We start from the raw sequence: 13055 nt of genomic DNA on the forward strand, positions 1-13055 counted from the left end.
TCCCCGCCATGGACAGACGCATAACAGCGGGACGCATCGCGCTTGCCGCCGTTGGCCTGCTTGTCGGCGGAGCCTTTGCCGGCCTCGCGGTAGAGGCGGCACGCCAGGGTTCTGGCGTGCTGGATGCGTTCGATGCATGGCTTCTGCGCATTGCCCGTTTCACGCTCTGGCAGGCCCTGCTTTCCACGCTGCTCTCGGTGATCCCGGCGACCCTCTTGGCGCGCGCTCTTGCACGACATCCGGTGTTTCCGGGCCGCGCCTTCATCCTGCGCCTGTTCGCCGTGCCGCTTGCATTACCGGCTATCGTGGCAGCCCTCGGCGTGCTCGCGCTCTATGGCCGCGCTGGGTTCTTTGCTCCCTATCTTTCGCTTGCTCTCAACGAACACTGGCCTGGCATCTATGGCCTTTCAGGAATTCTGGTCGCCCATGTCTTCTTCAACCTGCCGCTTGCGACACGGCTCTTTCTGAACGCGCTTGAAAGTGTGCCAGCAGACCAATGGCGTCTTGCAGCCCAGCTTGGCATGGGCGCGCGCGCCTCGTTCCGGTTTCTCGAATGGCCGGCCATGCGCGCTGCCCTGCCCGGCATTGCCGGGCTCGTCTTCATGCTGTGTGTCACTTCCTTCACCATTGTGTTGCTGCTTGGTGGGGGCCCGCGCGCGACCACGCTGGAAGTTGCGATCTATCAGGCATTGCGCTTCGATTTTGACCCTGCCCGCGCTCTGGTGCTCACCCTCATCCAGGTGACGCTGGCAGGCAGCATCGTGTTGGCGATGAGCCGCCTCGGCGCGTCCTTCAGCGGCGACGCAAACCTGCCCGTCGCACCCCGCCGGATCGTCTGGCACACACCCGCAGAGACCGGTTTCAACGCAGCCCTTATTCTTATCGCCCTCTTCTTTGTTGCAGGGCCGATGGCAGCAACGGTATTTACCGGCCTGAAAGCCGACCTCGGGCGTCTTGCCACCGAAAGCGCGGTCTTTGCAGCCACGGCCACCAGCCTTGTTTTCGCAAGCCTGTCGGCCCTCCTGTGCCTCATCCTGTCGCTGGCACTGGTCGCAGCCCGGCGAGCGCTCGAAATGAAGCGGGGTGCATTACCGGCAGCCCTGCTCGAACGCGCCACCGACAGCGGGGCCGCCATGGTTCTCATCGTCCCGCCGCTGGTCATCGGTGCGGGCTGGTTCATTCTCCTGCGTCATGTGGGCAATGTCTTCGTCTTCGCGCCGGTCATGGTCGTCACGGTCAATGCAGTGATGGCCATGCCCTTTTCCATCCGCGCCATTCGCCCGGCCTATGATGCCGCAAGCGCCCGTCATGAAAAACTGTGCCTGTCGCTCGGCATCACCGGCTGGACCCGGCTGCGTCTTGTCGACTGGCCGGCGCTCAAACGCCCCGCCGCCACCGCGCTCGCCTTTGCCGCAGCGCTTTCGCTGGGAGACCTTGGCGTCATTGCCTTGTTCGGATCAGATCAGGTGCAGACCCTGCCCTATCTGCTTCTGCAGCGCATGGGCAGCTATCGCACGGTAGATGCCGCCGGCCTCGCTCTTTTCCTGGGCCTTCTTTGCCTGGCATTGATGTTCATCGCCGATCGACTCGGCAGGGAGAAGACATGAACAGAACCGCCACCGGACCTGGAGCACGCATCGCTTTGGAAGCGCTACAATTCGCTTACCCTGGCGGGAGCCCAATGACGTTCGACACAACAATCGCGCCAGCCGATATCGTTGCCGTGATGGGCCCGAGCGGTTCGGGAAAATCGACGCTGCTCAGCCTGATCGCCGGCTTCGAAAGACCCACCTCGGGCCGTGTTCTCATAAACGGCGAAGATGTCTCCCGGCTCAATCCTCACCGCAGACCTGTTTCCATGGTGTTTCAGGAAAACAATCTCTTCGCGCATCTCACCGTCGCCCAGAATGTGGGGCTTGGCCGCTCGGCTTCCCTGAGTTTGACCGACGAAGACCGGGCAGCAGTCTCGGATGCTCTTGCCCGAACCGGGCTTGCGGGCAAGGAAGACCGGTTGCCTCAAGCGCTCTCGGGCGGAGAGCGCCAGCGTGTGGCACTTGCCCGCGTGTTGATTCGCAGACGCCCCGTTCTTCTGATGGACGAGCCGTTCGCTTCGCTCGGACCGGCCCTGCGCGACGAAATGCTCGATCTCATTGTCGGCCTGCACAGCGCGCAGGAGATGACAATCCTGATGGCGACGCATGATCCGCGCGATGCTGAGCGGCTTTGCAAAACCATGATCTTCGTGGAAGAAGGACAGATCTCCGCCACCGGCACAACCGATGCGTTCATCTCCGGCAGAGCGTCTGAAGCCTTCAACCGCTATATAGGCGCGCGCCGCGAAATCATTTAAGCTCCAAGAAATGGATTCCCCTGTTGCAGCTTATGCGCTAGACGATGCCCCGGATGGGACATGATGAAATGCTGAGGGAACCAAAAGCGCGACTGGCGTGTTAAGGCTGGTCATGCTTTGGACAAGATCAACCGGAAGGACATTCACCTGTCCAATCGAGCGCCCGCTACCATGAACTTCCTGCCGCACGCGCGGTCATCGTCGCGCAAAACTGTCCTGGCCCTGACGCTCACCGCGCTCCTGTCCGGCTGCCAGATGATCCCGACCGACACGGGCAGTTTCATGCCCTCTTCCAACCCGGTCACGGTGGACACGGTGACGCGTGGCGATCGTCTGGCGCGCCTTGCCCGTCAGCAGCATCCGCGCATCCTGCAGACCTACGGCGGCGAATACTCCGACGCGAAGCTCGAACGAATGGTAGCCAAGGTCGTCGGCTCGCTGACGCTGGACGAGCAAAACACCGGCGCGGCCTATCGGATCACGATACTCAACTCACCGAACGTGAACGCGTTTGCCCTGCCCGGCGGCTATCTCTATGTCACGCGCGGGCTCTTGGCGCTTGCCAATGATTCGGCGGAGCTTGCTGCCGTCCTTGCACATGAAATGGCACACGTGACCGCCAATCATGGCATTGAGAGGCAGAAACTGGAGGCGGAAGAAAAATTTGCTTCCCAAGTGGTCAATGAAGTGGTGGGCGGGCGCGATCAGGCGGCTCAGGCCGCACTGGTCCGCGGCAAACTGCGGCTTGCCCAGTTCTCCCGCAACCAGGAGCTTGAAGCCGACCGAATTGGCATTCGCACCACCTCCCACGCTGGCTACGACGCATTCGCCGCAGCTCGTTTCCTTCAGGCGATGGACGCCTATCAGGGCTTTCGCAGTGTCAGTGGTGCGACCGACGCCAGCCTCGACTTTCTCGCCAGTCACCCAAATGCGCCGCGCCGCATCGAGCTCGCGCAACGCCACGCCCGTGAATTGCAACAGCCGAACGCGGCAGGCAAACGTGACCGCGAATCCTTCCTCGCCGGTATTGACGGCATGATCTACGGCGATTCACCGGAAGAGGGTTTTGTGCGCGGACGCGACTTTCTTCATCCGGGGCTTGGCGTCGCCTTCCGCGTCCCCCAGGGGTTCATTATCGACAATTCAGCAAAGGCGGTTACCGCCGTTGGACCTGACGACATCGCTGTCCGTTTCGATGGAGCAACCGTGCCGCAGGGTACATCCCTGACGGATTATCTGATGAGCGGCTGGGTTGCCGGGCTTGAGCCCGAAACAATCCGGACCCTGACCATCAATGGCTATCCGGCTGCCAAAGGTCGCGCCAGCGCCGATGGCTGGCAGTTCGATGTGACGGTGATCCGTTCGGGCGGGCAGGTTTATCGCCTGCTGACTGCCGCCCCGGCAACGAGCGGCGATCTTGAGAAGGTTGCCGATTCTGTTGGTCAGAGCTTCCGTGTGCTGAACCAGGCGGAGCGTGCTGCGCTCACACCCCTGCGTATCCGCGTGATCACGGTCCAGCCCGGCGAAACACTTGCTTCGCTTGCCGCACGCATGCGTGGCGTCGATCGGAAAGTGGAGCTCTTCCGGCTGTTGAATGCTCTCGGCCCCGGCGCATCACCTTCAGCGGGAACCAGGGTGAAGATCGTCACCGATCAATAACGGTAATCGCGCACCTTCACCGGAGCGCCCGCAAACGCTCAGGCTGCACCCCCTGGGAGCGCAGGATGCTCGCGGAGAAGCACGCCGCGCAACTTCTCGATCGCCCTGCTTTCGATCTGGCGAACACGTTCCTTTGATATTCCGAGCGCGGTGCCGAGCGCCTCGAGTGTCGCCCCGTCGTCTGACAGCCGGCGCTCGCGTATGATCTTCAGTTCGCGCCGATCCAGAACATCAAGCGCCCTGGCAAGCCAGAGCGCACGACGTTCACCGTCGATCATATGTTCTACAGTCTCATCCACCGGCTCATCATCGGAAGGGATAAATTCCATACGCTCCGCGGAGGCCTCGCCTTCATCGCGCATCGGCGCGTTAAGGGAGAGGTCAGGTCCGGACAGCCTCGCATCCATCATCGCCACATCGGCTGGTGAAACACCGAGGAGCTTGGCTGCCTCTTCATGGATCTCACCAGAGGTTCCCATACTTTTCTGCAGCTTTGCCCGCAGACGACGAAACTTGAAGAAAAGCGCCTTCTGGGCTGAGCTCGTTCCGCCACGCACGATCGACCAGTTGCGAAGGACATAGTCCTGCATCGAGGCGCGTATCCACCATGTCGCATATGTTGAAAAACGCACACCGCGTTCGGGGTCAAACCGGGCTGCCGCCTCCAGAAGCCCGATATGGCCTTCCTGTATGAGATCAGCCATTGGCAGCCCGAAATTTCGAAACCGGGCGGCCATCGCGATGACCAGCCGCATGTGAGCCACGGTCAGTTGATGCAGCGCCTGCTGATCGTTAGTTCTTGACCAGCGTTTCGCCAGGTCCTGCTCTTCTTCCAGCGCCAGATACGGCGCCTTCATCGCCTTTTCGATCAGTTTGCGTTCCGCCCGGTCTTGCATCATGCACTCCCGCGTTACCGGCCCGCCACCTTCGACAGAAGGATCGCGAGCCACCAAGCCCACACGCATTGGCCTCGCCCATGCGCTGTTCGATCATTCAGAGCATTCTCGACGCCCCGATCGAACATACGCGGCCGCGCCAAAGGCGGACGTCTCGCGAACTCTGCAAAGCCACTTTAAGGAACGTCGCAAACGGGGCTCCTCAGCCCCAACAACGAGACATCACTTAAAGTAACGAGTCGGAAACAGAAAAAGTTCCAACGGGGAACGGGATGAAGCCGGACAACAAAAAACCCGGCTGAAAAGCCGGGCTCTTTGAAAACAGTCCGAGAGAGGCGTTTATGCCGCCTCGTCCTTCTCGGCTTCCTCATTGTCGGCCTTCGCGCCCCGGCGCGGGCCTTTGTTGAGGTTTGTCTCGATCAGGCGCACAGCCTCTGTCTCCGACATACGGTTGACGGCCGCGATCTCGCGCGCCATGCGGTCGAGCGCGGCTTCATAAAGCTGACGCTCCGAGTAGGATTGCTCCGGCTGATTGTCCGCACGATAAAGATCACGCACGACTTCCGAAATAGAGATCAGGTCACCCGAATTGATCTTTGCATCATATTCCTGGGCGCGGCGCGACCACATGGTGCGCTTGACGCGGGCACGGCCCTGAACAACCTTGAGCGCACGATCGACATAATCAGTCTCGGAAAGCTTGCGCATGCCAATTGACGTCGCCTTGGCCACCGGCACCTTGAGGCGCATCTTGTCCTTTTGAAAATCGATGACGAACAATTCCAGCTTGTGACCGGCGACTTCCTGCTCTTCGATCGTAACGATCTGCCCGACGCCGTGCGCCGGATACACGATATACTCGCCAGTCTTGAAGCCCTGACGCTGCGCCGATTTCTTCTGCTGGGTGGTCATCCGCCTAACACTCCTGTTCTAGTGGGGCATGCAGATACCGCCTCGCCTCGACGATACCCCGTGCCCATACGCCTGCCGGCTTCTCGGACGCATGACAGATTTCAAGCTCTGGGAAATGGTGACAGCCCCTGTACCGCAGGCCCGCCACGCAAACCAATACACCCTGACCCAGATAGCCCCGGTCCGGATTTTGAGCCCCACCTTTCAGTGATTAGTCTGTGTGCGCCATCAAAAGACGTGTTGTCACCGGCATGATTTTACGAAGCTACCACAAAAAGCCGAAAGAATCAAGAATTTGACGCATGTGCGAAGATGTCGCGGCAGAATCCTGCGCGACCGCCCCGTCTTTCAGCGTTATGCCCCACGGACGAAAAGTGGGATCAATCTCCTTCGCCAGGCTCCGGCGAAAAGTACTGCTCCAGCTTGTTTTCGACACCGTCGAATTCCTTGGCGTCTGCCGGAGGTTCTTTCTTGGCAGTGATATTGGGCCATTTTTCGGCATACTCGGAATTGAGCTGAAGCCAGCTATCCAGACCCGGCTCGGTGTCGGGCTTGATCGCCTCTGCCGGGCACTCCGGCTCACAGACGCCGCAATCGATGCACTCATCCGGGTGAATGACGAGCATGTTCTCGCCCTCATAGAAACAGTCCACCGGACAGACTTCTATACAGTCCATGTACTTGCACTTGATGCAATTGTCGGTGACGATATAGGTCATTGGTGCTCTCGGCTGACAGCTTCTTCGAATGTCGAGAGGTGAGGTATCGCCTTTGAAGGGCCGTTGCAAGGCCCGTTATTGCGCGGCAATCGTCGCAGGCGAAATCCCATTCCAGCTTCGCAGAACTCGTTCGGGCCTCATCCGTCGTCACGCCAGCGATCCAGCGCGCGACGCTCCTTCTTCGTCGGGCGACCGGCTCCGGTGTCGCGCTTTGGCGGCAGCGTCGCGGCCACGATCTCTTTCGGCGGAGCGGGCGGTGTCATATCCTCGTAGAGCATACGCGCCTCTTCCGCAGGACCACGGCGCGTACCAGGCGCCAGAACCCGGTAGACAAGGATGCGGCGGTCAAGAGAGATCGTGAGCACATCACCCACCTTGATCTGGTAAGCAGCCTGCTCGATCTTGTTACGATTGACCCGGACGCGTCCCGCCTGTGCGAGCTTGGCGGCGAGTGAGCGTGATTTCACCACCCGCGCAAAGAACAGCCACTTGTCGATGCGCTGCCGTTCTAAAGCCGTCCCGATCATTGCATGGCGCTACTTTTTCAACTGGTCCTTCAGGGCAGCGAGCTTGGCAAAGGGCGAATCCGGATCGATCCGGGCCGGCCGCTCCTCGCGCGGACGGTGAGGCGCGCCCTTGCGCTTGAAGCCTGGCTTGTCACCGTCCTTGCGTGGGGGCTTGCCGCGCTTCTGCGCACCGTCACGTTCCTGACGCCCACGCCCCTGCTGACGCGGATTTCCCTTGCCCGCACCATGACGTTTGCGCCCGTCAAAACGCGCCTGCCGCCAGATGATGACAGGTTTGGGCTCTTCTTCCTCGCCGGATGCACCGGATGCACCTGCATCCGGGGCTTCTGAAGCAGGTTCTTCATCCTTCCCGGCGTTTTCTGCATCCGGCTCGGCGTTTTCTGCATCCGGCTTGCTGGGATCTGCGGCCGGTGCCGCGTTTTCCACCGGGGCCTCCACCGCGTCTGCTGCGGCTGCGCCATCCACATCCGGTTCGGCAGTCTCTTTGTGCGCAGCTGTGTCGGAGCCTTCGGCGACTGGTTCGACGGCACCATCGCTCTGGGCTTTCTGCGCCGTTTCGGTCTGCGAAGCCGTCTCGTCCAGAGCCTTCAGATGCGCAGCCACCTCATCCGCGGGCTTTGGCTCTCCACGATAACCCAGCCCCTTGAGGATCGCTTCCATATCATCAGCGGTCGCGCCAAGAATCGACATCATCGCCGGTGTGACCACAAAGGCACCCCCGTCATAGCCGCCTTCAGGGCGCGCGCCTGCTCCCGGCTTCCAGGAAAGCGCGGGACGAATCAGATCCGCGAGGCGTTCGAGAATGTCGACACGCACCGCGCGGCGCCCAAGATTGCGATAGCCCGCGAGCCCGTAGAAGGCTTTCTCAAAAGTCGGATCGGTAACGATGGAGGTGCGTCCCGCGGCGAGCGCATTCACGACATCTCCATAGCCCGGCTTGTCCTTGGCATCGTTTATAAGCGCCCACAGAAGCGTCAGAAGGCCGGCAGGTGCGGGTTTGATCAGCGCAGGAACAAAGATGTGGTAGGCGCCAAAGCGGACACCGAGGCGGCGCAGCGAAGCGCGCGCATCCTGATCAAGAGCACGGACATCTTCGGCCACGTTGCGTCGATTGAGCACGCCGAAGTTCTCTGCAAGCTGGAAGGCGATGCCGCGTGCCATTCCCGAGAGACTTTCAGTGTTTCGAAGGTCCACCAGAGGCTTGAGAAGCGACTCGATCTGATATGACACAAAGCGCTCGGCGCGCGCAGCAACCTTGTCGCGTGCCGGCCCGGTAAGCTGCTCGTCTGCCAGAAGCACAACACGCGGTTTCAAAGCATCGTCGCCAGCCACGAGCGTACCGACAGGCTGCCCGAGCCAGCGCAGCAGGCCATCGGAATCGAGCGCCAGATCTCCATTGCCTGACGAAGCAAAACGCTCAGCCCGGGTTTCAAACTCGGCTGCGAGCGCTTTTTGCGCGGCTGCCTTGACGGCTCGCGCGTCTTCGCCTTCCGCCGAACGGTCGGCAGTAAAGCGGAACCCTAGCATCTCACCAACATGGTGCCCCTCGACAAGGACTTCGCCAACGGGGCTGATTTCTGCTTCCGGCATTGCATTCTCTCTCAGGCGCTTCATGAGCACGGAAGTCCTGCGGTCCACAAAGCGTTTCGTCAATCGCTCATGCAGCGCATCGGACAAACTGTCCTCAATCTCTCGTGTTTTTTCTTGCCAGTGTGTCGCGTTGGCCAACCATCCGGGCCGATGCGAAACAAATGTCCATGTACGGATCTGCGCGATCCGCTGCGATAAAGTATCGATGTCCCCCTCGGTGGACGAGGCGCGTTTGACCTGTTCAGCCATATAGTCTTCATCGACATGGCCCATTCGCGCCAGATCAGAAAAGACTGCACCAACAATTTCTGCGTGCTGGGCCGGTGCAATGCGCCGGTAATCGGGGAGCACGCAGGCTTCCCACAGAAGGCCGACACGTTCGCGCCCGTTCGCCAGCTTGCGAATGTCCTCATCTCGCGACAGGAATTCGAGCACTTTGGCATCCGCGGCAGGCAGCGCGCGGGTGAGCCCCTCGACCGGAGGCGGCATATCAAGTGAGGCTCTGAGCGCGTCGATGCTTGAAAAGTCGAACGCTGCAGTACGCCATTGCAGCACCTTGACCGGATCGAATTCATGCGCCTCGATGCGATGGACGAGTTCATCGGCAAGCGGATCCACCTGGCCTGTCACACCAAACGTGCCGTCGCGCAAATGTCGGCCTGCACGACCGGCGATCTGGCCGAGCTCTGCCGGATTGAGGTCGCGATACTGGAAACCATCGAACTTGCGGTTCTGCGCAAACGCTACGTGGTCGACATCGAGGTTGAGCCCCATGCCGATCGCATCCGTGGCGACAAGGTAATCGACGTCGCCAGACTGGTAGAGTGCCACCTGAGCATTTCGTGTGCGCGGGCTCAACGCGCCAAGCACCACGGCGACACCGCCACGCTGACGACGGATCAACTCGCCGATCGCGTAAACCTCGTCTGAGGAGAACGCGACAATGGCCGAGCGGCGCGGTAGCCGCGTGATCTTGCGCGAACCGGAATAGGTAAGCACCGACATGCGCGGCCGCGTGATGACGGAAAGGCCCGGCAGAAGCTTTTCCAGGATGCCGCGCATCGTGCCGGCACCCAGCAGCAGCGTTTCCTCGCGTCCGCGCAGATGCAGGATACGGTCGGTAAAGATATGCCCACGCTCGAGATCAGCGGCAAGCTGCACTTCGTCGATGGCGACAAAGGCCACATCCGCCTCGCGCGGCATGGCCTCCACCGTGCACACGGAAAAGCGCGCTCCAGGTGGCGATATTTTTTCCTCGCCGGTAATCAGCGCCACATGCTGCTCGCCCACCTTGGCAACAACCCGCGTGTAAACCTCGCGTGCCAAAAGGCGCAGCGGCAGGCCGATGATACCGCTCGAGTGCGCCACCATGCGCTCGATGGCGAGATGCGTCTTGCCCGTATTGGTAGGGCCGAGGATGGCTGTGACGTTGCGCCCCGATAGTGACCGGGGACTGGCGTTCTGATTCTGGAAATTCATAGGCCCGAAAAGCCGTCTACCTCAGCGAGAAAAGGCGGAAACACCGGTTAGCACGCTTTACCTCTCCATTCCAAGGCAAGACTGCCACTCCGCCGACAAAGCCTGCCAAAACAACCTGAAGATCAATGTGTCCGTTAAGGTTTGGAACGAGTCTGGAACGAATCAGCGACGAATCACTGACTTTGAACGTTTCCTGTTTTGTTCACCCCCACATGCTGTACATCCCAGAGCGTACGGACCTAGATGCTGAATCAGCGTACCACCGAATGAACATGAATCGGGCAGCGAGTGTTAACTTTTGAACGCACGTCACAAAACCGCTCTTCTCAACTTCGACCAACCATAAGATTTTGTTAGGGAAATTTTCTGATCCGTTAATCGGGGCTCGACGCATTAATGAGCCGCGAGTTAACACTTCGACCAAACCCGGAACGAATCGGCGACGAATCAGTGATATCGGAATGTTCCCGATACGTTCACCACTACATCTGGTGTTTTCCACACCCTGTCGACAGATAACAAACAGCTTATCCACAGGCCGGATCCAACAGGATGAAAGCCTCGTTAACCAAATTGCTTCAAATTGATACAGAATCGATCAAAGCGCGACGCCGCTTTTTCTCCACAGCACCCGGGAAGCCAGGCGCACGTCGCGCTTTTTTTTCTTCAGACGAAGTATTGTCCGCCATTGACGGTCAATGTCGATCCGGTCACGAAGCCGGCATCGTCCGAGGCCAGAAACAGCACAGACCGTGCGATCTCTGACGCTTCGCCCAGCCGCCCCACCGGGATCTGGGCGATGATTTTCTCGCGCACCGCTTCCGGCACAGCCATCACCATGTCCGTAGCGATATATCCCGGGCAGATAGCATTTACCGTCACGTTGAAACGCGCCCCCTCCTGGGCGAGCGCCTTGGTGAAGCCGATTTCGCCTGCTTTTGCGGCCGAGTAATTGGCCTGCCCCATCTGGCCCTTCTGACCGTTGATGGAAGATATGTTGATGATCCGGCCGAACCCGCGCGAACGCATGCCGGCAAAAACCTGATGCGTCATGTTGAAGACGCCATTGAGATTGACATCGACAACCGCGCGCCAGTCTTCCACCGTCATCTTGTGAAACATCACGTCGCGGGTGATCCCGGCATTGTTTATCAGAATATCCACCGGCCCGAGATCGGCCTCGATCTTAGCAACACCCTCGGCACAGGCGTCATAGTCGGCAATCGACCACTTATAGGCAGCAATGCCGGTATCCCCGGTGAACCGTGCCGCCGCCTCGTCATTGCCCGCATAATTTGCCGCGACCCGGTAGCCCGCATCCTTCAGGGCTGTTGCTATTGCCGCGCCGATGCCACGGGTTCCACCGGTAACAAGTGCCGTTTTCATGCAGGTCGCCTCCCTGAAAATGAACTGTCCCCGCCGCCTTCGCCCCATTGTGCCTGAGCGATAAGCCGGCTGACGCGCGGCGTCTCCCGCCGCGTGCCGGCAAAGAACCTACAGCGCTTCCACACACATGGCGACGCCCATTCCACCGCCGATGCAAAGCGTGGCAAGGCCCTTCCTGGCGCCACGACGCCGCATCTCGAAAGCAAGCGTGTTGAAAATGCGGGTTCCTGAAGCCCCGATCGGATGACCGATGGCAATCGCCCCGCCATTCACGTTCACGATCTCCGGGTTCCATCCCATATCCTTGTTGACGGCACAGGCCTGTGCGGCAAAAGCCTCATTGGCTTCGACCAGGTCGAGGTCTTCCGCCTTCCACCCGGCCTTTTCCAGCGCGCGACGCGACGCGGGGATCGGCCCTGTGCCCATGATCGCCGGATCGACCCCTGCCGTTGCCCAGGAGGCGATACGCGCCAGCGGTGTCAGGCCACGGCGCTCCGCCTCGCTTTCGCGCATCAGAACGACCGCGGCGGCACCGTCATTGATGCCTGATGCATTGGCCGCCGTCACGGTGCCCTCCTTGTCAAAGGCCGGACGCAGCTTCTGCATACCCTCAAGGGTCGCGCCATGACGGATATATTCATCCTCGGAAACGACCGTCTCGCCCTTGCGGCTCTTCACCGTCACCGGCACGATCTCGTCCTTGAAACGGCCAGCCTTCTGAGCGGCCTCCGCCTTGTTCTGAGATGCCAGCGCGAACGCGTCCTGCTCGTCACGCGTGATCTGAAACTGCCGCGCCACATTCTCCGCCGTGATGCCCATATGATAGCCGTTGAAGGCATCCCAGAGACCGTCGCGGATCATCGTGTCGATCATGGCATAATCGCCCATCTTCACACCGGCGCGCAGATAGGCGCAATGGGGCGAGAGCGTCATGGATTCCTGCCCGCCGGCAACAATGATGTCGGCATCGCCGGTGGCGATCTGCTGCATGCCGATGGCGATGGTGCGCAGGCCCGAACCGCAAACCTGGTTGAGCACCCAGGCAGTCGTCTCCTTCGGTAGGCCAGCGGCGATCGACGCCTGGCGCGCGGGGTTCTGGCCCTGTCCCGCCGTCAACACCTGACCGAGTATCACCTCGTTCACCTCTTCCGGCGCCACTCCGGCGCGCGAAAGCGCTTCACGAATGGCCGTGGCACCCAATTCGTGGGCCGGAACGGTGGCAAACGATCCGTTGAAGGAACCGACCGGTGTCCGAGCGGCGCTGGCGACGACGATGGCTTCAGCTGTCGACATGAAGGCTTCTCCCTTGAAAAGGCGATACGTATAAATGCGCAGTCCCTGCAACGGACTGACCTTATCCGCATTTGTCGCGGCTAATAAGTGCCGAGTCAAACGGTTGTGTGCAGCGCAACAACTCTTGCGCGTCGCCGAAGATAAGCGGCTGCGTCTTCGCCACTGCGAAAACCGCTTTCATTCGACCGGATTTTGCGCATATCCTGCCCCTGGTCCTTGAATCCAGGGCATCGTTATTCCAGGT

General features: G+C 60.3%; 10 protein-coding genes. 3 read left to right on the forward strand and 7 right to left on the reverse strand.

The window, feature by feature from the left end; all coding sequences use genetic code 11:
• The first annotated feature begins 8 nt into the window (after window positions 1-8).
• From thiP to HF949_RS00985, 3 genes are all read left to right on the forward strand, one after another.
• A complete protein-coding gene (thiP, locus tag HF949_RS00975; protein ID WP_292897738.1) occupies window positions 9-1607 on the forward strand; it encodes a thiamine/thiamine pyrophosphate ABC transporter permease in 1599 nt (532 codons plus the stop codon).
• On the forward strand, window positions 1604-2350 hold the full coding sequence (thiQ, locus tag HF949_RS00980; RefSeq protein ID WP_292897739.1) for a thiamine ABC transporter ATP-binding protein: 747 nt from the start codon (window positions 1604-1606) through the stop codon (window positions 2348-2350). Before thiP ends, thiQ begins: the two co-directional genes overlap by 4 nt.
• A gap of 171 nt (window positions 2351-2521) precedes the next feature.
• Entirely contained in the window at window positions 2522-4009 is a 1488-nt protein-coding gene (locus HF949_RS00985; protein WP_441338395.1) for a M48 family metalloprotease, read from the forward strand.
• A gap of 38 nt (window positions 4010-4047) precedes the next feature.
• Here the strand turns inward: HF949_RS00985 and HF949_RS00990 are convergent, their stop codons facing one another.
• From HF949_RS00990 to HF949_RS01020, 7 genes are all read right to left on the reverse strand, one after another.
• Window positions 4048-4905 carry an RNA polymerase factor sigma-32 gene (locus tag HF949_RS00990; protein ID WP_292899960.1) on the reverse strand — a complete coding sequence of 286 codons (858 nt, stop codon included), beginning with the start codon at window positions 4903-4905 and terminating at the stop codon, window positions 4048-4050.
• 339 nt (window positions 4906-5244) lie between these two features.
• A complete protein-coding gene (locus HF949_RS00995) occupies window positions 5245-5817 on the reverse strand; it encodes a CarD family transcriptional regulator (protein WP_229449828.1) in 573 nt (190 codons plus the stop codon).
• A gap of 380 nt (window positions 5818-6197) precedes the next feature.
• Window positions 6198-6536, reverse strand: a complete 339-nt coding sequence (gene fdxA / locus HF949_RS01000) for a ferredoxin FdxA (protein ID WP_007007554.1) — start codon at window positions 6534-6536, stop codon at window positions 6198-6200.
• Window positions 6537-6673: 137 nt separating this feature from the next.
• Window positions 6674-7063, reverse strand: a complete 390-nt coding sequence (locus tag HF949_RS01005) for an RNA-binding S4 domain-containing protein (protein WP_292897740.1) — start codon at window positions 7061-7063, stop codon at window positions 6674-6676.
• 9 nt (window positions 7064-7072) lie between these two features.
• Window positions 7073-10132 carry a helicase-related protein gene (locus HF949_RS01010; protein WP_292897742.1) on the reverse strand — a complete coding sequence of 1020 codons (3060 nt, stop codon included), beginning with the start codon at window positions 10130-10132 and terminating at the stop codon, window positions 7073-7075.
• A 666-nt stretch (window positions 10133-10798) separates the two neighbouring features.
• Window positions 10799-11518 (reverse strand): acetoacetyl-CoA reductase, encoded by a 720-nt coding sequence (phbB, locus tag HF949_RS01015; RefSeq protein ID WP_292897744.1) that lies wholly within the window; start codon window positions 11516-11518, stop codon window positions 10799-10801.
• A 108-nt stretch (window positions 11519-11626) separates the two neighbouring features.
• A complete protein-coding gene (locus HF949_RS01020) occupies window positions 11627-12811 on the reverse strand; it encodes an acetyl-CoA C-acetyltransferase (protein WP_292897745.1) in 1185 nt (394 codons plus the stop codon).
• Between the last annotated feature and the right edge of the window lie 244 nt (window positions 12812-13055).

The sequence above is a fragment of the Nitratireductor sp. genome, assembly GCF_017794765.1.
GTDB lineage: Bacteria > Pseudomonadota > Alphaproteobacteria > Rhizobiales > Rhizobiaceae > Nitratireductor.